The 24,368-nt window shown below is 37.3% G+C and carries 26 protein-coding genes; 13 read left to right on the top strand and 13 right to left on the bottom strand.

All coding sequences use genetic code 11. The features are described from left to right. Positions 1-8 precede the first annotated feature (8 nt). The 3 genes from pstA to AC3CH7_RS11020 form a co-directional block, all read right to left on the bottom strand. Positions 9-887 carry a phosphate ABC transporter permease PstA gene (pstA, locus tag AC3CH7_RS11010; RefSeq protein WP_012295178.1) on the bottom strand — a complete coding sequence of 293 codons (879 nt, stop codon included), beginning with the start codon at positions 885-887 and terminating at the stop codon, positions 9-11. Beyond that, entirely contained in the window at positions 888-1,835 is a 948-nt protein-coding gene (gene pstC / locus AC3CH7_RS11015) for a phosphate ABC transporter permease subunit PstC (RefSeq protein WP_025116033.1), read from the bottom strand. 64 nt (positions 1,836-1,899) lie between these two features. Next, positions 1,900-2,874: a PstS family phosphate ABC transporter substrate-binding protein gene (locus AC3CH7_RS11020; protein ID WP_031416968.1), complete on the bottom strand. Its 975-nt coding sequence runs from the start codon at positions 2,872-2,874 to the stop codon at positions 1,900-1,902. Between the two features lie 563 nt (positions 2,875-3,437). On the opposite strand from AC3CH7_RS11020, the gene AC3CH7_RS11025 reads away from it, so the two are divergent. Then, a complete protein-coding gene (locus AC3CH7_RS11025) occupies positions 3,438-3,629 on the top strand; it encodes a hypothetical protein (protein WP_031416969.1) in 192 nt (63 codons plus the stop codon). A gap of 56 nt (positions 3,630-3,685) precedes the next feature. Here the strand turns inward: AC3CH7_RS11025 and AC3CH7_RS11030 are convergent, their stop codons facing one another. From AC3CH7_RS11030 to AC3CH7_RS11045, 4 genes are all read right to left on the bottom strand, one after another. Beyond that, on the bottom strand, positions 3,686-5,890 hold the full coding sequence (locus tag AC3CH7_RS11030; protein WP_031416970.1) for a peptidoglycan D,D-transpeptidase FtsI family protein: 2,205 nt from the start codon (positions 5,888-5,890) through the stop codon (positions 3,686-3,688). A gap of 239 nt (positions 5,891-6,129) precedes the next feature. Further along, a complete protein-coding gene (locus tag AC3CH7_RS11035; RefSeq protein WP_012295184.1) occupies positions 6,130-6,735 on the bottom strand; it encodes a superoxide dismutase in 606 nt (201 codons plus the stop codon). 174 nt (positions 6,736-6,909) lie between these two features. Next, positions 6,910-7,389: a DUF456 domain-containing protein gene (locus tag AC3CH7_RS11040; RefSeq protein WP_012295185.1), complete on the bottom strand. Its 480-nt coding sequence runs from the start codon at positions 7,387-7,389 to the stop codon at positions 6,910-6,912. 67 nt (positions 7,390-7,456) lie between these two features. After that, a complete protein-coding gene (locus AC3CH7_RS11045) occupies positions 7,457-9,088 on the bottom strand; it encodes a Na/Pi cotransporter family protein (RefSeq protein ID WP_031416973.1) in 1,632 nt (543 codons plus the stop codon). 194 nt (positions 9,089-9,282) lie between these two features. On the opposite strand from AC3CH7_RS11045, the gene AC3CH7_RS11050 reads away from it, so the two are divergent. The 4 genes from AC3CH7_RS11050 (at position 9,283) to AC3CH7_RS11065 (ending at position 11,993) form a co-directional block, all read left to right on the top strand. Further along, complete coding sequence (locus tag AC3CH7_RS11050; RefSeq protein ID WP_008178344.1) at positions 9,283-9,801, top strand: DUF1189 family protein; 519 nt, start codon at positions 9,283-9,285, stop codon at positions 9,799-9,801. Between the two features lie 52 nt (positions 9,802-9,853). Continuing rightward, entirely contained in the window at positions 9,854-10,195 is a 342-nt protein-coding gene (locus tag AC3CH7_RS11055) for a hypothetical protein (protein ID WP_012295188.1), read from the top strand. Positions 10,196-10,292: 97 nt separating this feature from the next. Continuing rightward, complete coding sequence (ispG, locus tag AC3CH7_RS11060; protein ID WP_012295189.1) at positions 10,293-11,408, top strand: flavodoxin-dependent (E)-4-hydroxy-3-methylbut-2-enyl-diphosphate synthase; 1,116 nt, start codon at positions 10,293-10,295, stop codon at positions 11,406-11,408. A 12-nt stretch (positions 11,409-11,420) separates the two neighbouring features. Next, a complete protein-coding gene (locus tag AC3CH7_RS11065) occupies positions 11,421-11,993 on the top strand; it encodes a 5' nucleotidase, NT5C type (protein WP_012295190.1) in 573 nt (190 codons plus the stop codon). Positions 11,994-12,116: 123 nt separating this feature from the next. Here the strand turns inward: AC3CH7_RS11065 and AC3CH7_RS11070 are convergent, their stop codons facing one another. After that, positions 12,117-12,248: a hypothetical protein gene (locus AC3CH7_RS11070; protein ID WP_257216265.1), complete on the bottom strand. Its 132-nt coding sequence runs from the start codon at positions 12,246-12,248 to the stop codon at positions 12,117-12,119. Positions 12,249-12,443: 195 nt separating this feature from the next. Here AC3CH7_RS11070 and AC3CH7_RS11075 point away from each other — a divergent pair, with 195 nt between their 5' ends. The 6 genes from AC3CH7_RS11075 to AC3CH7_RS11100 all read left to right on the top strand — a co-directional run bounded on the left by AC3CH7_RS11075 (position 12,444) and on the right by AC3CH7_RS11100 (position 16,941). After that, positions 12,444-12,935 (top strand): hypothetical protein, encoded by a 492-nt coding sequence (locus AC3CH7_RS11075; RefSeq protein WP_206700956.1) that lies wholly within the window; start codon positions 12,444-12,446, stop codon positions 12,933-12,935. A 163-nt stretch (positions 12,936-13,098) separates the two neighbouring features. After that, positions 13,099-13,482 (top strand): MerR family transcriptional regulator, encoded by a 384-nt coding sequence (locus AC3CH7_RS11080; RefSeq protein ID WP_080695217.1) that lies wholly within the window; start codon positions 13,099-13,101, stop codon positions 13,480-13,482. A 32-nt stretch (positions 13,483-13,514) separates the two neighbouring features. Beyond that, positions 13,515-14,855, top strand: coding sequence for a hemolysin family protein (locus tag AC3CH7_RS11085; RefSeq protein ID WP_036162133.1), 1,341 nt, complete (start codon positions 13,515-13,517; stop codon positions 14,853-14,855). Between the two features lie 99 nt (positions 14,856-14,954). Continuing rightward, positions 14,955-15,359, top strand: a complete 405-nt coding sequence (locus AC3CH7_RS11090) for a hypothetical protein (protein WP_008178358.1) — start codon at positions 14,955-14,957, stop codon at positions 15,357-15,359. Positions 15,360-15,487: 128 nt separating this feature from the next. Next, entirely contained in the window at positions 15,488-15,937 is a 450-nt protein-coding gene (locus AC3CH7_RS11095) for a helix-turn-helix transcriptional regulator (protein WP_426389098.1), read from the top strand. A gap of 269 nt (positions 15,938-16,206) precedes the next feature. Next, entirely contained in the window at positions 16,207-16,941 is a 735-nt protein-coding gene (locus AC3CH7_RS11100) for a metallophosphoesterase (protein ID WP_281487046.1), read from the top strand. Positions 16,942-16,957: 16 nt separating this feature from the next. On the opposite strand, the gene cyoE is transcribed toward AC3CH7_RS11100, so the two are convergent. The 5 genes from cyoE to AC3CH7_RS11125 all read right to left on the bottom strand — a co-directional run bounded on the left by cyoE (position 16,958) and on the right by AC3CH7_RS11125 (position 20,859). Further along, entirely contained in the window at positions 16,958-17,908 is a 951-nt protein-coding gene (cyoE, locus tag AC3CH7_RS11105) for a heme o synthase (protein ID WP_036162134.1), read from the bottom strand. A 278-nt stretch (positions 17,909-18,186) separates the two neighbouring features. After that, positions 18,187-18,840 carry an alpha/beta hydrolase gene (locus AC3CH7_RS11110; protein WP_012295197.1) on the bottom strand — a complete coding sequence of 218 codons (654 nt, stop codon included), beginning with the start codon at positions 18,838-18,840 and terminating at the stop codon, positions 18,187-18,189. Between the two features lie 42 nt (positions 18,841-18,882). Beyond that, positions 18,883-19,440 carry a hypothetical protein gene (locus tag AC3CH7_RS11115; protein WP_031416987.1) on the bottom strand — a complete coding sequence of 186 codons (558 nt, stop codon included), beginning with the start codon at positions 19,438-19,440 and terminating at the stop codon, positions 18,883-18,885. Positions 19,441-19,580: 140 nt separating this feature from the next. Continuing rightward, positions 19,581-20,282, bottom strand: a complete 702-nt coding sequence (locus AC3CH7_RS11120) for a tetratricopeptide repeat protein (RefSeq protein WP_031416989.1) — start codon at positions 20,280-20,282, stop codon at positions 19,581-19,583. Positions 20,283-20,379: 97 nt separating this feature from the next. Next, positions 20,380-20,859, bottom strand: a complete 480-nt coding sequence (locus tag AC3CH7_RS11125; RefSeq protein WP_012295200.1) for a thioredoxin family protein — start codon at positions 20,857-20,859, stop codon at positions 20,380-20,382. A gap of 193 nt (positions 20,860-21,052) precedes the next feature. Between AC3CH7_RS11125 and AC3CH7_RS11130 the strand changes: the two genes are divergently transcribed. Both AC3CH7_RS11130 and AC3CH7_RS11135 read left to right on the top strand, forming a co-directional pair. Next, the gene (locus AC3CH7_RS11130) at positions 21,053-23,347 is read left to right on the top strand and encodes a YhgE/Pip family protein (protein WP_197225058.1); all 2,295 of its coding nucleotides are present in this window, start codon (positions 21,053-21,055) and stop codon (positions 23,345-23,347) included. Between the two features lie 80 nt (positions 23,348-23,427). Further along, positions 23,428-23,940, top strand: coding sequence for a PCYCGC motif-containing (lipo)protein (locus AC3CH7_RS11135; RefSeq protein ID WP_012295202.1), 513 nt, complete (start codon positions 23,428-23,430; stop codon positions 23,938-23,940). Positions 23,941-24,368 lie beyond the last annotated feature (428 nt).

Here is a 24,368-nt window from a genome sequence, read left to right on the forward strand (position 1 = left end):
TCACCTCATTAATAACGTTTTTGGAATTTATTTCGAATAAAGATGGCAATAGAGTTCATCAATAGAAGAACAGTCATAAGCACTAAAATACCAGCTGCGGCCACATACTGAAATGCTTCTTGCGGACGTTTTGCCCAATCATAGATTTGCATCGGTAGGGCTGTGAATTGGCTTAGTAAACCATTCGGCAAAAATTGTAGAATGACTGGAATTCCGATGACAACAAGTGGCGCTGTCTCCCCAATGGCACGGGACATAGCCAAAATACTTCCTGTCAAAATACCGGGAATAGCGGCTGGAAGTACCACTCGTAAAATCGTTTGCCATTTTGTTGCGCCCATCCCATATGAAGCTTCTCGTTGCTCGTTGGGTACAGCACGAATGGCCTCTTGTGCCGCTACAATAATGACAGGTAGAATTAATAAACTCATTGTTAAGCCAGCAGCTAAAACGCTTTTTCCTAAACCCATCATGCGTACAAAAATAGTTAAACCTAGTAATCCAAAAACGATGGAAGGTACACCCGCTAGATTTGAGATATTCATACGAATAAAGTCGTTGATTCTATTTTTCTTTGCGTACTCCTCTAAATATATTGCCGTACCTACACCTAAAATAATGGATACTGGCGCTACAACTGCCATTAACCAAAGTGAACCAATTAGGGCAGCTTTGACACCTGCTTTATCTGCAAAACGTGATGCAAAATTCGTTAAGAAATCAATATTTAAATAGTCAATTCCTTGTGTCACTATGCGGTAAAGCAAAATAGCTAAGGTAACAAGCGCAAACGTAGTAGCTAAGAAAAATAAGGTTTTCCAAACTTTATTGAATGTAATACGCTTTGTCATTCGTTTCATGACGGCTGTGTCATCCATATAGCGCATCTAGTAAACCTCCCTGAAGCGTTTCGAAATATAGTGAGCCAGTAAATTCATTACTAGCGTAAAGATAAATAGTGTAAATCCAACAGAATAGATGGAGTAGTAAATAGTAGTTCCATAACCTGCATCACCAGTTGAAACTTGTACAATGTATGCTGTCATTGTTTGGATAGAATCCGTCACATTGAGATCAAATTTCGGTGTTGATCCACCTGCAAGCGACACAATCATCGTTTCTCCAATTGCCCGGGAAATAGCTAATACTATAGAGGCGATAATGCCGGATAGGGCAGCAGGCAGAACTACTTTAATGGCTACCTCAAATTTTGTTGCACCTAGAGCTAAAGCCCCTTCGCGCATACTATTTGGTACTGAAGACATGGCATCCTCAGATAGAGATGTAATCATTGGTAAAATCATAATACCTACAACAATCCCTGGGCTAAGTGCATTAAATAATTTAAGTCCAGGTACAATTTCTTGTAATAAAGGTGTGACAAACGTTAAAGCAAAGAATCCGTAAACGATAGTCGGTACACCTGCTAAAACCTCTAAAATAGGTTTCACAATACGTCTTGTTTTTTCACTTGCATATTCACTTAAATAGATAGCTGAAGCAATTCCAAATGGCACGGCTACTACAACTGCAATAAGTGTCACTTTTAATGTACCAGCGATTAACGGCAAAATTCCAAATAACGGTTCATTCCCCGAAAACGGTAACCACTTCGTCCCAAAAAGGAAATCCGTTATCGACACACGTTTGAAGAATTCAAACGTTTCAAAAATAAGGGTGAAAACAATGCCAAATGTCGTTAAAATAGAGATAATTGCTGCAGAAAATAATAGAGCTGGCATTGCTTTTTCCACTATTTTCTTAGTTTTATGATTGCGCGAATTTGCAATTAATTGCTGCACAGATGAGGTCTTATTTTCCTTTTGAGAAACCATTGGGAGCTCCTTTCAAATAAGGGAGGGAAAGAGCATACATCTCTTTCCCTCTATGCATGTCTACTTATTTTAAGCCTTCTAAAGTTTTTAAGCCTTCAGTATATTTTTCTTCAGGTAAACGAACATAGCCAACAGCCTCAGCCATATCACCTGCGTTTTCTAATGTAAATTTAATGAAATCATATGCTGCTTCGTTATCTTTCATAGCGCTATTTTTCACATATGTGAAAAGTGGGCGTGAAAGTGGTGTATATTCACCAGCTTCAATTGTTTCATTATTTGGCTCTACACCATTTACTTTAACGATATTTAATTTATCTTTATTTTCTAGATAGTAAGCATAACCGAAGAATCCGATCGCGTTTTTGTCACCTGATACACCTTGAACTAGCATATTATCATCCTCTGATAATGTTGCTGAGCTTACTAGATCAGCTCCATCTAAAATGATTTCATCAAAGTAATCGTATGTGCCTGAATCAGTACCTGGTGAATAGTAAACGATTTTCTCATCTGGCCAAGATGGATCAATGTCCGACCATTTCTTCTCTTTTCCATCTTCAATCCATATCTTTTGTAATTGTTCTACAGTTAAATCTTTCGCCCAATCATTTTCTGGATTCACGACTACTGATAAACCATCATATGCTAGAGCTAGCTCTGTATAATCAATACCAGCTTCTCCTAGTTTCGCTTTCTCTTCATCTTTTATATTACGAGATGCATTTGAAAAGTCTGTTTCACCTGCGATGAATTTTTCAAAACCACCACCTGTACCAGAAACCCCTACTGATACTTTGACATCTGGTTGTGCGCCTGCATACTCTTCAACAACTGCCTCAATAATTGGTGCAACTGTTGATGAGCCATCTCCAGCTACAGAGCCTTGTAGCTTTTCATCAGCAGCTTCTTGTCCTGAACTAGCAGGTGCGTTCGTTTCAGTATTGTTTCCATTTTGTGCAGAATCGCTACCACATGCACCTAGCATTAATGCAGAACCCATTACTGCTGTCATCGTTAAGTACTTCCACTTTTTCATCTCATTTGCCTCCGTCATGAACTGTTTTATAGTTATTTGTCTTACAATCTTTACTATAATGACTGAATGTTGAAGTCGTATAAACGGTTCGTAAAAGAGATGTAAAGGAATGTAATGCTTTGTAAATGATTGTAAAGATACATTTACAATTCATTTTCACCTTGCCATGGCTGTGCCCAGATTTTAAATTCATCTACTCTTTTCATTCAAAATCCGCGATGTTCCCCGAAGGATTTCTCCACATACACTGAGTGACTGGATACCCATCGAAAGGGCAAATCCTCTATATATTTCACTCTTCTATATTTGGAGGAGCGCATACTTCTAAATGAAAAGAAGTTAAAATTTGCTTCCGATTGGAAAGATGCTATAATAATCAATTGTGTCAGGAAATACTTTATCTTGTTTCAGTAAATATTTTTGTACCAACCTCTAAGCTAGGTACAGTCCCTATTTTTAGAAAAGGGAAAGATAAAGCCTTCAGAGGATGTCACAGATTTTCAACGAGAAAATATGGACATTATATGGATAAGGCGTAATGGATGAGGAGTTTTACCTTTGTCATGAAACATGCAAACGTACAAAATGCCGATTATTTTAAAACCTATCTAACTTTGCTTATGGACCATCGCGAATTAACACTACAAGAAGCGATTGATTTTATGCTAGCTTCGTATTTCTATCATAATTTAGAACTGTATGGCGTAAAACCAAGAGAACAATTTGAATTAGCCATCCGACAGTTATCTGCGTGATGCTTACCTTCTTCCAAAAAAATAACCGCTAGGCATCCCAGTGCCTAGCGGTTTTCTTATTCTTGCTCATCCTCACCAATTTTTTCCTCTGTAATAGCTGGTAAAATCGGTTGTTTCACATTATTTTCTGTTACTTTTTCAGCTTCATATTTTGCTTTTAATTCAAAGTATTTGTCTAAAGAACGTCTAGCAATAACATTGTTATTGACTAAATGTTGATTCATATTAGTTGTTGCCCATGGAATAACAACTGCATAAGCAATTTCAGGATTTTCGTACGGCGCAAAGCCAACATGTGTTAATGTAATCGTATTTGTACCAAAATGTTCTCGTAATGGACCATAGTAAACTACCTCTGCAGTACCTGTTTTCCCTGCTGCTGTAAATGGAGCATTTGAGAATTGTCCACGAGCCGTCCCATATGATCCAGTATATACACGACGTAATCCTTGTTTTACATAGTCAATCTCTTCTTTAGGATTATCTATTTGATTGAGGATAGTTGGTCCTATTTCAGTCACTAATTGCCCTAACTGCTTGCCATCCTGTGATGGATCACGTACCTCTTTCACAACATGTGGCTGAATACGATAACCACCGTTAGCAATCGTTGAAATATATTGTGCTAATTGTAAAGGTGTATACGTGTCATACTGACCAATCGCTAAGTCTAATGTTTTACCACCCATTGTTGGACCTGATGGACCACGCACGCCACTAAATTCATTTGGTAAATCAATGCCTGTTTTCACACCTAGCCCAAATTGTGCAAAATTATTGCGCATTTTGGGGAATGTATCATCCTTTAAACGTAATGGCATACCATAGCTGTAAGGTGTTTTATTAATCAATAGTGCAATTTTAAACATATAGGAGTTAGAAGAACGTTCCAGGGCCATTAAATCGTTCATTGGCACATAGCCGCTCCTGTTAAAAATGGAACTTTTAAAATCCGTACCTGCCAATTTAATCGGTTCATCCCCCATAGAGGTGCCCATTGAGATAACGTCTTGATTGTACCCCGTAAGAACTGTTGCTCCCTTAATAGATGAACCTGCCTCATAAGCTGTCGTAAATGTTCCGTATCCATAATCAACAATTTCACTTTTCCCCGTCTCAGGGTTTTTTTCTATTTTCTTACCAACCATAGATAGGACATCCCCTGTATGAGGGTCCATCATAATTAAAAAGGCACGATCTAATAAATACGATCCAGGAAGAGCTTTTAAATTAAGCAGTTCTTCTTCTACAATCTTCTCAGTTTCAGCCTGTAGCTCACTATCCAGTGATAAAACTAAATCTTTACCTGGCTCACCTTCATAAGTTGTAATAGTATCGACTACCTGCCCTTTTTTATTGGTAATATTTTTGACAACTGTTTTTTGACCTTGGAGTAGTTCTTCATACTGCGCCTCAATATAACTTTCCCCTACTCGATCATTTCGTGAATAATCTCGGGCTAAATAATAATTCAGCTTTTCTTTTGGTATCCCTTTTGTTGGGACAGTTGTACGACCAAGAATCGATAGAGAAGATAGTTTTACGCGTTTCCAATCTGTTGTTGTGTTAACTCCTGGTAGTTCCGTTAAACGCTCGGAGACACGTGCAAATTCATCTGCCGAAACATTTTCACTTTTTATAATTTGAGGTGATAAATTATAACCAGATGTCATCTCCCTAAAGATTGCTAATACTTCTAAATCTTTCTCTGACAATTGCAATAGCTCTTCATTGGTAATGCGTTCACGTACTAGTTTATCAACCTCTGCATTGATTTGACTTGTCGTAATATTTTCTTTCGCTCGAATTTTAGCTTCTTCTGCCTTTGTCACTTTTTCGTAGGCCGCGTCATGATTTTTGATAATCCAAAAATCTTGTTTATCACGCAATGTGACACGATTTGTTGGTTGTTCAATTAATTGTGCCAGCTTTTCAGCTATATTTAGCATTTCATCTGTTGTAGTCGTTTGCATTTTCGTATACGTAATCGCATTTTCTGGGTGATTATCTACTAAAATACGACCGTAACGATCATACATTCTACCCCGAGGCACACTCGTATTGACAGGAACTTCTTCTGTACTCTCTAAAAGTCGTACATACTCTTCCCCTTTCACGATTTGCATATACCCCAGTCTAAAAATCAACATTGAAAATACGATAAATATTGCAAAGAAAAGGATATTCATACGAAATGTTAAATTAGAGTGATGTTTTGCTTTAACACTCGCTGCGCGATTTTTCCCTGGTGCTTTGCGCATATGTATTCCCCTCCTTATCTTTTTTCATTTCAATACACGATACTTAGTATACCATTCGTAGGTTTGACAGGAAAGCATGCACTTGACAATTATTACGGAAAACATCATTTATTTGACGGTATCAAAAGTGGAAAGGTTGCCCTATTTGTTCTATCCATTTCTTTTTCATTTTTATCCAACAAAAAAAGGCTATACCTTAGTGATTTCTCACCTTAGCATAGCCATTTACTATTCAATCATTATTTAGCAGCTTGGAATTTAGCTTCTACTACATCCCAGTTTACTACGTTCCAGAAAGCACCAATATAATCTGGACGACGGTTTTGGTAGTTTAAGTAGTATGCATGCTCCCAAACATCAAGGCCTAGAATTGGTTTTTTACCTTCCATTACTGGAGAGTCTTGGTTTGGAGTTGACGTAACAGCAACTGAGTCACCATCCACGATTAACCATGCCCAACCTGAACCGAAGCGAGTTGTAGCAGCTTTTGCAAATTCTTCTTTGAAAGCATCGAAAGAACCGAATTTCGCATCAATTGCTTTTGCAACTTCGCCAACTGGAGTATTAGAACCGCCTGGAGCGATTACTTCCCAGAATAGTGTATGGTTAGCATGTCCGCCACCGTTGTTGCGTACAGCAGTTTGTTTGTCAGCTGGAAGAGCGTCAAGGTTTGCGATTAAGTCGTTAATGTCTTTTTCTGCAAATTCAGTACCTTCTACTGCTGCGTTTAAGTTAGTTACATAAGTATTGTGGTGTTTAGAATGGTGAATTTCCATAGTTTTTGCATCGATATGTGGCTCTAATGCGTCGTAAGCGTAAGTTAATTGTGGTAATTCGTAAGCCATTGTTAAGTTCCTCCCTAAAATAAGAAATATTTAGTACATCAATAGATTATCAAAATTGGTCAAACCATTCAATGAAAAATACTTCATTTAGAAGATTTCAGCCTTTTGACTGAAAAACCAATACGTTAACTATCTTACCCATTAGCTTGATTCATTAAACCCCACTCGTAGACATTAAATCGCGAAGAAAAATACAATAATCATCACAATTTGAATGACAGCCTTTGCAATAGTAGAAGTTAAAAAGCCTACTAACGAACCAACACCACTTTTCACAGCCTCACTAAATGTTCGTTTCTCCACAATTAATTCGGCTATGACAGCCCCTAAAAATGGGCCAATTAATATTCCAGCCACAGGAATGACGAATGGGCCAAATAATAATCCAATGGTGCTTCCCCACATTCCTGCGCTAGAGCCACCAAACTTTTTAATGCCAAATGCATTTGCCAACGTATCTGCGCCAAATAACAGCACTACAAATAATATTTCAATAATCCAGAACCACCAGCTTAACTCTGCGAAGGAGAAAAATAAGCCATATAGTAGGAATCCTCCGACTAAAAATAAGACACCTGGAATGATCGGATAGACTAAACCAACAAATGAAATAATAAAGCAGGCTACTACTAAAATCCAGCCAACAACTTCCATAAAATTTCTCTCCTTTTATCGTACGTTGTCTTTCATACGGACAAACAAAGTGAAAAGTTTCACTTTGTTAATGGCGTATACCCAAAATAGAGTCTGCAATATTGACCGCATGGTCACCAATACGTTCCAGGTTACTTACAATGTCCATATAGACAATCCCAGCCGCCCCACTGCATTCATTCGTATTCAGACGTGCAATATGTTTCTGACGAAGTTTATCCTCCATATCGTCAATCAAGCTTTCTAGCTCCGTCACCTCTTGAGCTAAACTTAAGCTAGCTGTATCCAAGGCCTCTATACTTTTACGGACAGCCTCAATGGCTAAACTAAACATGCCAATTAAATCTTGTCGTGCCGATTTACTTAGGGTCACTTCATGATGGTCCTTGTATTGTAAAAGCTCTAAGATATTTTCAAAGTGATCACCAATTCGTTCGAAATCTCGTACATTTGTTAATAGTGTATGATGTCTTACTGAGTCTGCACGAGAAAGGGGCTGCTTAGACACCATCACTAAATAATCGGTAATTTCATTATCTAAATGATTAAGGCCAGCCTCTAATTGTAAAACTGTAGGAATATGTTCGGCTTCCCCTGATTTCATATAGAGAAATGTTTCTTCTAAGCCTCGTAAAGCATGTTCACCCATTCGTAATACTTCCTCTTTAGCTTGACCAAGTGCAATTGCTGGGGAGGAATCAATAAAAGATGGATCTAAATGCTTTGTTGTGACATTGATATGACCATCATGTCCTGGTATCAATTTCGTTACTAATGCTGCCAATCCTGCAATAAATGGAAGTTGAATCATCATATTAAGTACATTGAATGAGCCATGGGCAATTGCAATTTGCATACGAGGCTCTAAATGAAATAATTCGCTGACCCATTGAACATAATGCATAAATGGGGTAAAAAAAATCATGAAAATAATCGTACCGATCACATTGAAGAGTACATGTGCTGCGGCTGCCCGTTTCGCATAAATAGAAGCGCCCAGTGACGCTAATACCGCCGTAATCGTCGTTCCGATGTTTTCTCCAAATAAAATCGGTAAGGCATTGTTCAAACCAATCAAATGCTCAGCATATAAGCCTTGAAGCACACCGACTGTGGCCGTAGAGCTTTGTACAAGCAAGGTAAAAACGGTACCTAAAAATATACCTAAAATGGGTTGATTACTTAAATGAAGCGTGAGCGATGCAAAATCTGCCAGTTGATGTAGTGACTGCATACTTGCACTCATTAGCTCTAGCCCTAAAAATAAGCCACCAAAGCCAAACAAAATTTGACCAATATGTTGGTATGTTGCCCTTTTGAGGAAAAATAAAAAGCCTGCCCCGATTGCTAACAAGGGATAAAAATAGATACCGATATCAATGCCAATAATAAATGCTGTAATGGTTGTACCAATATTTGCTCCCATAATTACGCCGATTGCTTGACGTAACGTTAAAAATCCGGCACTCACTAACCCTACAGTGATGACTGTCGTTGCAGAACTTGACTGAATGCAAATGGTTACAAATATGCCTACTAAGACTCCCATGATCGGGTTAGTTGTAAAGCGATTTAACCATTCACGTAATCGATCATCCGCTGATTTCTGAAGCCCATCACCCATAAATTTAATGGAAAATAAAAAGACTCCTAACCCACCTAAAAACTGAAAGAGTATGCTTTGCCAATCTATTGTCAATTATTTTCGCTCCAATTCCTACGTCTCTACTACTCTAATTCTAATCTTTAATTGATTACAAACAAAAAGTAAAGAAATCCTTTAACTTCTTTACATAATGTTAACATTTTATCATTAAGTGTCCCTTCATTCATGCTTCTTTCATACCCTATGCTCTTTGAACATGTTAATATATTGATTGGAGGAGATATAGTATGAAACACTCACAGCTATTTATCGATAGTCTTATTCATCCTAAAAAACTAGCAGCCTATCGTTTACTACCTATCGGAAAAGTTATTCAATATACTTTTCTGCTCATTACCCTTGTAACCGTATTCTCTTTAGGTAGATTTGCAGCAGGTATGTCTGTTGATACGATTGATATGAATAGTTTAAATGGTTTAACTGAATACATAGATGGCATTAAATGGCTCTTATATCCATTCACATTCTTAATGCTTTTTGTCTTTACAACCATGCTGATTTTTGCCCAAATTGCTCTCTATGCTTTAGCCGGTTTATTTATTTTAAAAGTCATGAAACGTCGTGGTGAATACCGTCATATTTGGCGCACAACAACTTTTGCCATCACGTGGGCAACATTATTGTCGATGCTAGCAGAATATTTACCGATTAACAGTACAATTATCTCTGTTTTTTCTTTATTACTGACTATTGTTCTATTAATTGTGGCCTTTACAAAATATCCTAAACAACCAATATCAAAATAATGTGCATGAATCCCCCCTCTTCTAAATATAGTGTAGAAAAGGAGGGGTTTTTTTGCGGGCATTCATCTTAACAGCTATCATTATTGTCATTGCTTTTGTCGTGAAGGTAGATTTAACTGAGGGATCGATCCCACTTGCAGCTTTACAAACAAAAAGTACTAATAGCCAATGTGTACAGCAACGTGAGCCAAATTATATCACCGTACAAACTATTGAAGGAGATACTATTCATAGTTTATTTGCCTTACACCCTGCAAAAGTTCCCATGACATTCCCAGAACGCTTACAATTATTTTACAACTTAAACCCACACTTACAATTACAGGAATTAATTCCTGGTGGAAATATTAAGCTTCCTCTTACGTTTGAATTCGAAAACAAATGTGGAAAATGAAAAGTTAACGTTTCTTCCTTGTCCTTATTTTCTTACACTGCTAAAATAAATGACAGTGACGGCTGAAAATAGTGGCCCGAAAAGGAGAGAAAGTTAAATGAGTGAAATTTGTCACCGTTCAAATACACGTCCTGTACGTGTCGGTAACTTAACAATTGGTGGTAGTAATGAATTATTCATTCAAAGTATGTGTACAACAAAAACACATGATGTAGAAGCAACAGTGGCAGAAATTCTTCGACTTGAAGAAGCAGGCTGTCAAATAGTTCGTGTTGCAGTTCCAGATGAGCGTGCTGCAGATGCAATTGCCGAAATCAAAAAACGTATCCATATTCCATTAGTAGCTGATATTCATTTTGACTATAGATTAGCATTAAAAGCCATTGAAAATGGTATCGATAAAGTACGTATTAACCCTGGTAATATTGGTCGTAAAGAGAAAGTGGAGGCTGTCGTGAATGCAGCTAAAGCAAAAGGTATCCCCATTCGTATTGGGGTAAATGCTGGTTCATTAGAGCGTCATATTTTAGAAAAATACGGCTATCCTACTGCTGATGGTATGGTTGAATCTGCACTTCACCATATTAAAATTTTAGAAGACTTGGACTTCCACGATATTATTGTATCGATGAAGGCATCTGACGTAAATCTTGCCATTGAAGCCTATGAAAAAGCTGCTAAGGCCTTTAATTATCCGCTACATTTAGGTATTACAGAATCAGGAACACTATTTGCTGGTACTGTAAAATCAGCGGCTGGACTTGGTGCCATCCTATCAAAAGGAATTGGTAACACGTTACGTATTTCACTTTCAGCAGACCCTGTTGAGGAAATCAAAGTAGCACGTGAACTATTAAAATCTTTTGGTCTAGCTTCTAATATGGCAACACTAATCTCTTGTCCAACATGTGGGCGCATTGAGATTGATTTAATTTCCATTGCTAATGAAGTAGAAGAATATATTTCTAAATTGAATGTACCTTTAAAAGTAGCGGTGTTAGGCTGTGCGGTAAATGGTCCTGGTGAAGCACGTGAAGCGGATATCGGTATTGCGGGTGCGCGTGGTGAAGGCTTGTTATTCATGAAAGGGAAAACTGTTCGTAAAGTTCCTGAAGAAACAATGGTTGAAGAGTTGAAAAAAGAAATTGATAAATTAGCGGCAGAGATGGAAGAAAAGCGCGCAGCAGAAGAAGTACAAAAAGCGAATGCCTAAGGAGGTACTAGCATGAAAAAGCCCCGCTTTGGTATTGATATTGATGGGACTGTAACATGTCCAAGTACACTCATACCACATATTAATAAACAATATAACGTAAATATTACGCTTGATGATGTTTGTGAGTATGATTTTTTATCGGCCTTTCCTCACCCTGTAGATCGAAGTGCCTTTAATACATGGTTTAAAGAAAATGAGCCTTATATGTACGAAGTGTCAGAAGTAGCAAAAGATGCAAAAAATATTCTAACTGCCTGGCAAAATACGTTTGAGCTCTATTATATATCGGCACGAGGCGAAAATGTAGCAGACATTACAGTAAATTGGTTTGAAAATCAGGCGATTCCTTATGACCATATCGAACTTTTAGGCAGCCATGATAAGTTAGCGGTTGCTAAAAAGCATCATGTAGATGCTTTCTTTGAGGATAAGCATGATAATGCAGTGATGCTGGCAGAGGAGCTAAAAATACCTGTCGTGTTGTTTGATACGCCCTATAACCGTCTTGCTGTTCCTGACAATGTAGTAAGGGTGTATAACTGGCAAGAAGCCAATCAATTCATCACAAATTATTTCAAATAAAATAAAGGAGAGTCGTGTTCAAATAAAGAACACGACTCTTTTATGTGCCTCCTACGATTGGCATAGTTTTGAGCAACCGCCGTTCAAACAAGCTTGTTTGACGGTAGGTCTGCTTATTTTACTCTATACTTCCAAAATTCCCCGTATCCAACGCTCCACAAAGTTTTCAAAGGTAATCCCATAATTATCGTAGACGGCATGATAAACAAAATAAGTTCCTAAACGATCAAGCATTTCATCATTAATTTTCATCACAAACCGCTCCCTTTCTCCTTGGTTTTTACCAAATTTCCATACTTCTATACTTCCCAAATGACGAACAATCGAGTGGAGGTCGCATCGTTGCAAAACCGTCACAATCTACCGCTTTCATGCCCTTTCTTCGTATTTTTCTTTTCGATAAGATAGTAGTAACAACTTGCTAGACTGGAGGGACTACTTGTGAAATGGATGACAAAATTAGCTTGTATGACTTGCATCTGCGCACTACTGACAGGCTGTGGTGGTCGATTATCAGAAATCAAAGATGCAGCTTCTGGCATCAATACAGCGGCAAACTCCGCGGCTAGTGCAGTTAGTCGAGATGTTCATGCCATACGCGCTATAGACATTAACTATAAAGAAACAACTTTTACGGTTAATGACCTATTTAAAACTATTTTACGTGACATACGCTGGGATTATGACCCTGAAAAAAATGAGCTTCATGTGAGAGGCACTTGGCAACCCCCACTATTTTCTGATCAACAATGGAATGATGAGTTGAAAGAAAAGCTTGCTGAGTCAGGCATTGTATACGTTACATGTAAAATTATTGATGATAAAATTGATAGCTCTCAAACTACAATCACAGTTATTTTTAATAATGAAAATCTCCTACAAAAAAATGGAGAAGAAGCACTTCATCACCTATATGATACCTATTTAATTTCAACACACTAAAAACGTTTCTGCCAAGAAGACTGGCAGAAGCTTTTTTTTATAATAAGTCTTACAATTTTGAAATATTAGGTGCTTTCATTTGAATAAAATAAAACCATCACGTTATAATCAAAGTACAACGTGATGGTTTGGAGGTGTTTGCATTGGGACAGAAAAATTAAAAATTGGCGAGCTTGCTGAAAAAACTGGCATTACAAAACGAACAATCGATTATTATACAAACATAGGCTTATTGGTTGCAGAACGCTCTGCAACAAATTATCGATACTATGATCCCGTCATGATTGAACGACTTCAATTCATTGAACAGCGCAAACAACAAGGGCTTTCACTCGTGGAAATCCAACAGGAATTAAACATCACACCCTATGAAGAAATCGATGTACAAATGCTTCGTTTGAAAATGCAAGATTTAGAGCATGATGTAGCTTCTCTGCTAGAACAAATGAACAAGCAAGATGATAAAAAAATTGAAACCATAAAAAAAAATGTTTCGCCTGAAAGCATTGCATTAATGCAATCCTTACTTTTACTTATTCATAATTAGGAGGTGACGTTCTGTTTTTACAGAACGACTATTTGGATACCATAATAAACTTATCGATTTTTACCATTTTAATAGCTTTAACAGGTTTTTTCGTGGCAACAGAATTTGCCATTGTAAAGGTTCGTTCCTCAAGACTTGATCAGCTTATTGCAGAGGGCCATAAAAAAGCCATTGCTGCCAAGCAAGTGGTCAATCATTTAGATGAATATTTATCTGCCTGTCAATTAGGGATTACAGTAACAGCTCTTGGTATCGGTATGGTTGGTGAAAAAACGTTTGAATTTATGCTGCACCCTCTTTTCGAAATGATCGGTATTTCAGATAAATATATGACCATCTTTACCATTGGTACAGCCTTTGCAATCGCTACATTTTTACATGTCGTTGTCGGTGAATTAGCCCCGAAAACAGCAGCTATTCAAAAAGCAGAAACAATTACCCTTCTTTTCGCAAAGCCAATCATGTTTTTCTACAAAATCATGTACCCATTCATTTGGTTCTTGAACGGCTCTGCACGCGTTTTGATTGGTTTATTCGGTATGAAGCCTGCAAGTGAGCATGAGCTTTCCCATACGGAGGAAGAACTACGACTATTACTGTCTGAAAGCTTTAAAAGTGGTGAAATCAATAAAACAGAGCTTAAATATGTAAATAACGTCTTTGAGTTTGACGAACGTATTGCTCGTGAAATCATGGTTCCTCGAACAGAAATTGTTGGGATTGAACGAAATGACTCGTTTACAACTATCATCCATCATTTTGCCGCTGAAAAATATACACGTTACCCTATTTATGAGGGCGACCGTGACAATATTTTAGGGTTTATCAATGCCAAGGAATTGTTTACGCACGGTTTACTTGAACAGCTTACAGATGAGACATTAGTCATCGAAGATTTTATTAATCCAGTTATTCGAGTGATTGAAACAATCCCTATTCAAGAATTACTTGTACGAATGCAAAAAGAACGTATTCATATGGCTATTTTAATGGATGAATATGGTGGGACATCTGGTCTGGTAACTGTTGAAGATATTTTAGAAGAGATTGTTGGTGAAATTCGAGATGAATTTGACGATGATGAAATTGCAGATATTCGAAAAATCACAGAAAACCATTATATATTAAATGCTAAAATGCTTGTTGAAGATGTTGAAAATCTACTAAATATAACATTAGAATCTGAGGAAGTTGAAACTTTAGGTGGCTGGTTCTTATCTGTGAATAATGGCATAAAAGCATCTACTAATATTGAGCTTGCCTCTTATATCTTCAGTATCTATGAACAACAAGGACATCAGATACATTATATCGAGGTTCGACCTCTACGAATTAGTGCACCGACACCTGTCATTACAAAGGCACAGCTATAGCCCTATTATCTTAAAACCATATTTTCTCCATTCCATTATTAGCCATTTCAAGCTATAATGAATATAGGAATATGATTCTAGTTTCAGGGGGCTATACACATGACATTGTTTAAACTATATCATTCAGATGGTATACACATTATTACAGACGTAAAAAAACATAAAACAAATATTGAATTAAAAACAATTACAGGTGAAGTATTATATATTATCGTCGTAACAGATGAAAACTACACAGTGTACGACGATCGTTTTGCAGGTGCCTCTAAGCAGTTAAATTCTGTAGAAGCATTTGATATTGATGGCAGTTTCCGTAGCCTAGATTTCGATAATATGCGCGCTTTATTTAAAGAAGCCTTTACAAAGCTATTACAACAAATCGCTGAGTGCGTCCAAAGTAAAGACGAGCTAGTTGATATTGACACACTCCGCCATAAAGTAAGTGCACAAATAAAAGGCATCCATTTTCGTGTCATTTCTGATACGAAAAAATATGAAATTTAACCTCTCACAGACTGTTTATTTTGGACAGTCTGTTTTCTTTTCCCGTTCCTCTCTAGTGGAAACAAAAACACGCTTCTTGACTTTCATGTATAATGGGACATAACAATCTGAAAAAAGGGGTGTTTAGAATGAATCGTGAACAATTAATCACACTCATTTCAGAAAAACTGAAATTAATCCGTACTGAAAGAGCTTTTACTCAGGATCAAATGAGTGACTTACTTGGACTATCCAAAAAAACACTTGTCCAAATTGAAAAGGGGCGTATACAGGCTGGATGGACAACTACTGTTGCCGTATGTACTTTGTTTCGTGACAGTACGATTTTGCAGCATGAACTAGGTGGAGATCCATTAGAGGTAGTGGATTTAATCGTTAATAATGGAACATTACAGCCTAAAGATAAAACAATGGGTGGATACATATGGTGGAAAAATATACATGAGCAAGGAGGGTTTCGACTACAACAAAATATCATTAGCCTTCATTTCCGCATTTTAGACAACAATAATTTTCGTTTAATCTCAACATTTGATGAACAAATAGCAAAACAAGCATGGGAAAAGCTACAGATGTAACTCTACCGCCATCTACTAGACTCTAGCATAACAGTAGAAGCAGCATTCTTGCTTCTGCTGTTAGTTGTTTGTTTGCCCTCCTCCCCCTCTCACACCCATACACTATAGACAAATATATAAAGCAAAGAAATGACTTGCCATATGATAGAGAGAATGAATTCTGTGAAATTTCTATGAAGGATAGATAGTTGAAGCTAGGAAGATCGAAATTTGCAGAAATATTTCCTATACTTAATAGTAACCGCTGTGATATTGAAAGGATGGCATACATGAATAGAATTCTAGCAATAAGTGATATACACGGAGAATTAGCGCTTTTTGAAGAATTATTATTAAAAGCAAGCTATAATCCAGAAGAAGATCAACTTTTTTTACTGGGTGATTACATCGACAGAGGCCCTGCTTCTAGCGGCGTGTTAAATTTAGTGAGTGAATTACAAGAAAAAGGAGCACGAGTTCTCCTTGGCAACCACGAGGCGATCATGCTTAATGCATGTCGTTCAGGTCTTGCTAAACCATGGAACCATTGGGTAGGACTTTGTGGTGGAGATGCAACATTGGCAAGCTATGGTTACCAGCTAAGCGATTTTGAGGATGCCATTGCTACCCAAACATTGCCTAACTTTATCAAAACGCTGCCAAAGCTAGAGGAACATTTACAATTAATTGAAAACTTCGAAACATACATTGAATTAGAGGATGCTATATTTGTACATGGCGGAGTTGTACCAGGCGTTGCGATGGCAGAAACAGACCCCATGCAATTACTGTGGATTCGAGAAGAATTTCATGCAGGCTATGAAGGAGATAAAACCGTTATCTTTGGACATACACCTACGTATAGGCTTCACCAAAATCCAACAGATTACAGTGTCTACTTTGGTGAAAACAATATTATCGGTATTGATGGTGGTGCTGTATTTGGTGGCCAATTACACGTATTTGAATGGCCCAGTCGTCAAATAATATCGGTCGAACATAAAAAACCAACAAGTGACGATTAACTTGTTGGTTTTTCCATTAATATAACTTGAAGATAACACCTACTAAAGAGTACACAATAACTGTTGTGAATAATATGGTCATATGGAACAGTGAGAAAACAAACATTTTGGTTGCCCACTTCACTTGATCTTTATTACTATGATAGCCATATATACTCATTACTAGCCATGCAATACTTAATAGTAATGCAACGAGCATAATTCCCACACTTAGGGAACCAAATAAAAAGCTTGATAGAATTAATAAAATTAGATAGAAATTTGTTTGATAATACGTACGGCGCATACCTTTAACAACAGGAAGCATCGGCACGCTTGCTGCTTCATAATCTACACGTTTGCGAATTGCAATGGCATAAAAATGCGGCATTTGCCAAATCACCATAACAAAAAATAAACCTAGTATTGCAGGGTGTGTAATATCTGTCGATACGGCAGACCAGCCAATTAATGGCGGGACAGCACCACTTATACTACCAATTTCTGTATTATAAATCGTACGACGTTTTGTCCACATTGTATAAGGGACTACATATAAAAATACTCCGAGCAAACCAAATGCCGCTGCTAATGGTGACGCAAGCGCCAATACAGCTAAGCCGATGATTAACATAACTATCGCTAATGATAGAGTCGATTTTGCTGACATTTCCCCAGTGACGGTCGGTCTGCTTTGCGTACGAGGCATGATTGCATCGATATCACGGTCATACACATTATTAAAGGCCCCTGCTGCTCCAATGACAAGGGCAGAACCAACTGTCGAAAAAATCATTTCTGGTATATTGTCTATGAACGTCATTTTATTTTTGTACATCCCTAGCGTTAAACCAGCCCACATTGGTATTAAATTGGATTTGATAATTCCTGTTTTGACTGTTTGCGCTAAAATAGTAGAGCGGGACGATTTCCCTCGTGGTTTTGCGGAGGATTGCGGTTTCTGCTCCGAGTTCAGATTTTGTTCCATTTATCTTAATTCCTTTTCTCCATAATTTCGACACGCCACAATCGATAGAAAGCGACAAAATTTGCATCTAGCACATCAAATTATTATTTTACCCCTTTTAGATCTGTTCTGTCTCTAAGTTCACATAAAGTACATGTTTTTATCTAGTAAAGCACGCTCATTCACAACATCTTCTATGATACCACCGACTGGCATGAATTTGAACCTTCTTGCTCGATTCTTATCATTACTATTCAGGAAAAGAAAAAAGCCGAGGCAGAATTTTGCCCCGGTTTCTATTATTGAAGATCTCCTTGAAGTTGCTGGGCCAAAAACGCCACTAGATCACGCATATTATCAGGTGTTACTCCATGCCCATCTGGATATTGCTTAAATGTCACAGTTGCACCAAATTGTTCGAAAACCTCTTTGCTTTCCATTCCCCATTGTGACGGAATAACATAATCATAATCGCCATGGGAAATAAAGGCTTGTAAATGTTCAACGGAGCGAATAGAATATTCCTCTGTTACAAATTTAGGTGTATAGCCACTTAATGCGACAATGCCTGTCACTAAATTTCCCATCACAAAGGCTAATGATTGTGCTAGCACAGCCCCCTGACTAAAGCCTAATAAAAATACTTTATGAGGATCCACTTGATATTCATCAATTGCCTCTAATATAAATCGTTGCAATGCCACTAATACTTTATCAAAGATGGCACGATCTGGTTGTCCTACCTCTTGAATAGTGAAAAAAGCATACCCTGGTTTTTGTGTAATGGGTCCACGCAAACTAAATATATGACATTGTTCTTGAAAGTCCTGTACTAATTGTGGTAAGTCCTCTTCATTACTCCCCATCCCATGCAATAAAAAAATAGCTGGGTATTTTTTTGTAGTATCCATATTTGTAGGTGGTGTATGCTTAAAAGTAAATGGTGTATTCATATCTTCAAATTCCCTTCACAGTAAATCTTTGTAACAATGAAGCTACAGTAATTTTGTTTTATTGATTAACCCATCTGTATGGTAGGCAATATATCCATTGACAACACGAATGGTCTCTAGTGGATTTGCGTCAAAAAGTACTTGGGATTGCTCAGGTGTGGACACAAGAACCGTTAATAAATCCATACGCATAGAATGACCAGCAGAGCTATATGCATAGTCGTAGATAATTGCTTCCTCTGTCAGGCCCTCTGTCTCATATTGTTGATGGAACAATTCCTTTACAGTATCCATTTGCTCTGCAACTTGTTGTCGGATACGCATCTGATGCATCAATAATTCCTCTTCTAAAGTTGAGGGCTTCAACCACTTTTTAGCCTCTAGCATGTTCAGAAATTCTTGCTCCCATGCCTGTTCATTCTCAGTAAAGTAGAGCATATTGATCATTAGCATGTCCCAAAAATCAACGGCCGTAGCTGCTGAATTTCGTTGCATTGCAATAGTTTCTTTAAAGTGTTCTTCTACCTTTGTAATATTCATATGTCGAACTAAATGATTACATACGTTTTCAATAAACTTATTTGCCACTTCTTGTGCCATAAAAAATCCGTCCTTTATACTACAAATCATTTTTTCCTATCTTATCATACCATGATTGTGAAATATGGCAACGAAGCCCTCTCTATAGTCATTTTCACAAAAGGATGTCTCCATTTGTATAGGAAGACATCCTCAATGAACTACGAGAAAACATAGCTATCCATAGTATTCATAGTGTTTTGAATGGCAGCTTTCAATGATTGTTGATGTTCACCACAGGAAGCCAATGCCTCCTCCAAAGCGATTGCAGCATTCGCCATAAACGGTGCCATTTGCAAATCCTTGGCCAATTGAATAAGAACTAATGCCTTATTCCATTTCCAACGAGGGTTTGTTGGATCTAAATTGATCGCCTGTTCCAAATAACCAAGCGCATCAAAAGGCATCCATCCAAAGCGGTGCATCGTCTGGCCCGTTATCCCCCAATATACGGCCTTATTTGGATTTTCTTTAACGGCTTGTTGAAAGCAATGTACACTTTCATTGTATTGATGAGCAAATAAAAACAACTCTCCTTGCGTAAAGAAGGATTGAGCTTTTTCATTAGCTGTTCCTGTCTTTGCCACTTCTTCTAATTGCTTAATATTGTCTGCAAATGCTTCTTCAACTTTGATTGATCGTATTTCTACAACCTTATCGGATTCTGGATAGCTTTCGTCCGCACGTTCTACATGCTGCATTTCTTCATAAAGAGTTGGCTTTGGATAATGAGCGAAATCATACTCTTCTAATAAAGCTATATATTTCTGCGCGTATGCTTTTTCCTTTTCATTTGTCACCATTTTTGCCGCCTCATAACATTTCATTAGTTCGCCATTGTAAAAATAATCATCCATTGACATTAAAAATCCCCTCCAGTGTATAACTATTCAGTATTTTTAGTATACACTACAACATAAAAAGAGACTGATCAAAATTTTGATACAGTCTCTTTTAGTGCTATTTTTTTAACACTACCGTGTTTAAGAAGTTGCGTAAGTCCTCTTCTTTAAGTGCCCCTACAAAACGGTTCACTTCTTTTCCATCTTCAAAACGGATAAACGTTGGTGTTGCTTCAATATGATATTTATCCCATAGATCTTCATATTCATAGACGTTCAATTGAGCAATGTCGACACCCAGTTCATCTGCAATTGGCATTAACTCAGGAGTAAATGCTTGACAGTGTACACAAATCGGGCTGAAGAAATAGGCATTGACAGGTTCACCTGCTTTAATTTTTGCCTCTAATTCGTCTGGTAACATAATGTTTTGATAGTTTTTGTCATCTAATTGATCAATTGTTTCTTGTTTAAGCTTTTTATCGCCATAAGGGTTGTTTGCGCTTTCTAGTTTACTTTTGTTTGAGACATTGGTAAGTACAATGATTGCTGCAAATAATACAACAATAACAGAACCAATAATTAATAATTTTTTCACTAGAATAGTGACCTCCTTTTTTACACTAAAATCCTAATTTTAGTGTATCCGGATTGATTATAAAGTGTTTTGAAAACCTAGTAAACTAATTCGCCTTTAAAAAAAGAAATTTCACATTTATAACATAATTTTAAGTATATTTGGGAACATACATATTGAGAGCTCATGCAAAATTTGAATGTGGGGTGATTATATGAAAAATTCGTTTCAGCATGTATTTCAAATTTACACGAAGGATATCCGGAATATTGTCACAAACTGGGTCGTAGCTGTCATTGTAGGCGGATTGATTTTTCTTCCTTCACTCTATGCCTGGCTAAATATCTATGCCTCTATGGACCCATATGCCCACACATCCAATATGAAAATCGCGATTGTTAACGAGGATACAGGAACCACCGTTCGAAATGAAGCGATTAATGTTGGCAATGAAGTCATCGAGAATTTAAAAACCAATGAAAGCTTTACTTGGGAGCTTGATAACGAAAAGCAAGCTATGGAGCATTTGAAAAATGGAGATTATTTTGCCATGATTGTTATTCCTAGTGACTTTTCACAAAAGCTCACCTCCATTCTAACAGATCAACCGACAAAAGCTCATATTGATTATTATGTAAATGAAAAAAAGAATCCAATTGCTCCCAAAATTACAAGTAAAGGAGCAAGTGTCCTCACCCAGCAGGTATCTAGTGAATTTGTATCGACGGTGAATGGTACGTTATTCTCCATTTTTAATACCATTGGTCTCGAAATGGAACGTGACATTCCTGACTTTCGAAAATTTGAAAACTATGTCTTTACCATAGAGCAGCATTTACCTGATATCAATTCATTTTTAGGTCAGGCTTCCCTTGAAGGGAAGGAGGCCGATCAATTACTCAATCGTGCGCTTACACAAATTCCACAAGTGGAACAATTAACAACGAATGGTTTAACTACCATTCAAAAAGGTCTAAATCTTGTGAACGAAGCAGATGCTCTGTTTAATGAACTATCTCCTCTTATCAAAAAGGATGTACAAACTGTTCAAAATATTGCACAGCACTTCACAGATATGATAAACAAGCTCAATAGTATTGAACTTGATTCAAGCTCTATCGCCCAAACAAAAGAAGCACTAAAAAATCAATTGTCGACGTCCAAAGAAAATATAGCACATAGTATCCAAACACTTGAGGCACTGCAGAAGTTGATTCAAGCAGATACTTTAACCCGAAATCAGTTACAGGATTCCTTAGACAATATCATCACATCCTTACAGCAAAGTAATGCCCAAGATAATCAGCAAATTATAAAGCAACTTACTGGCATCCGTGATGCCTTGCAAAATAATCCGAGCTTTACCGATTCAACTTTAAACGCCTTAAAAGATCTGCAACAACTAAACACTTTACATGCAGATATCCTTACAAAAATTGAACAATTACAGCCAATTGATAAAGAAGTTATTCAACAAGACATTATAGCGATTCAGAAGATGGCACAAAATGCCACGGCTAATTTGCAAAAGTTTTTGGTCTACTATAACGATCATCTGGAGCCACAAATCCGCTCAACATTGTCTAGTGCTAAAAGTACATTATCAAGCGCATCTTCCATGTTGACGGATGTAAAACAATTCATACCCCAGGCAACTGATAAATTGACACAAGCAAAAAATACGTTAGGAACGGCTAATAATGCGCTACAAAAAATTCAAGGAGAGTTCCCTACGCTGAGTACAAAAATCAAAGACTTAGCCACTAAACTTCGAACTTTAGAAAATGAAGCTGATATTTCTGAGATTGTGCAATTATTAAAGAATGATGTCAATGCCGAGCGTGATTTCTTTGAAGAGCCCATTAAACTAAAGGAACATCGAATATTCCCTATTGCAAACTACGGAACAGCGATGACACCATTTTACACAGTGCTGTCCATCTGGGTCGGTTGTTTATTATTAATTTCACTATTATCCGTAAATCTTCATGAGAACTCACCTTATAGTATTCGTGAAATTTATTTTGGTCGCTTACTAACATTTGCAACTTTTTCTATTATTCAGACCCTTATTATTACAATTGGTGATACTTTTTTAGTTGACGGCTCTATTCAGGCACCCACTTATTTTATCTTGTTTGGACTTTTGATTAGCGTAGTATTTGTAACAGTTGTGTATACATTAGTCTCAGTCTTTGGAAATGTTGGAAAGGCTTTAGCGATTGTCATGCTTGTTTTACAAATTGCGGGCTCTGGTGGAACATATCCTGTTGAATTACTGCCAAGGTTCTTCCAAATTATTAACCCATTTTTACCTTTTACGTATGCAATTGAAATGATGCGTGAGGCTGTGGGAGGCATTATTTGGTCAACGGTATGGATAGATCTCCTTTTCTTAGTTGGTTTCTGGATTGTCTTTATCCTATTCGGCTTTTTCTTAAAAAAGTTACTGAGCGAAAAAATAGAACATTTTATGAACAAAACACGCGGGCTAGATATATTTCATTGAGCTTCAACTAGGCTTCATGTAAATGTTTATGAGAACGATGTTATAATGGAAGTATTGTAAACATGTAGGAGGCGCTATCGTTGAAGAAAAGGGTTTCTATTTTTATTGTTTTGGCGTTAATGTTATTAAGTGCTTGTGGAGAAAATACGAAAAATGTTGAAAATGAACATGTAGCTACAGAGGGGGAAGCGTCCCACGAAGGGGATAGTCATGCTTCAGGTGATATTCAGGAAGAAACAGCTTCAGCAAACGTTCTTCCATCGTTTTTAGAGGATAAACAAGAAAATATTCGCTTAGTGTATCAAGTCGCTGGACAATCTACAGAAATTCTTGAATGGATGCCATGTTATTGTGGATGTGGTGAATCTTCTGGCCACAAAAGTAATTTAAACTGCTTTATTCAGGAAAAACGTGAGGATGGATCCATCGTCTGGGATGATCATGGCACTCGTTGTTTAGTCTGTTTAGAAATTGCTGTACAGTCAGCTAAAATGCATCAGGATGGCAAGAGTCTAAAAGAAATTCGCCAGTTTATTGATGAGACTTATAAAGAAGGCTATGCAAAACCAACACCAACTGATATGCCAGCATAAAAAAGCAACGTCCATCGAGAAATTCACTCTCGATGGATTTTGTCATTTTTTCTTTCTTTTTTATTTCCGATATTCGGTAAATCACTGTCGATTTCAATATACGCTTCGAGCATAGTTGCTCTTCTTAAGCTATTTGCCATATTTTCTTTCAATTCATGGCAGCAAAAGTAAGCATCCATCGCCTGCATGGACAATTTGTAAGGAAGATAAATGAAAAATCTATAGCAGCTTCGAGTTTTCGCACTAAATAATCTTTGGGAACTCTTTGATCCACCGTTAACAGTTCTAATTGTTCACATTCATTGATTGGATTATTCGTCATTATGGGTGATTGGAACGAAGGGCGGCGACTCCTGCTGGAAAGTCTAAAACCTGGACTGAGCGGATGTTTTCTGTGCAAAAGCAAAGCGGTAGTGGAAATCAACGGC

The organism is Lysinibacillus sp. F12 (assembly GCF_057773605.1).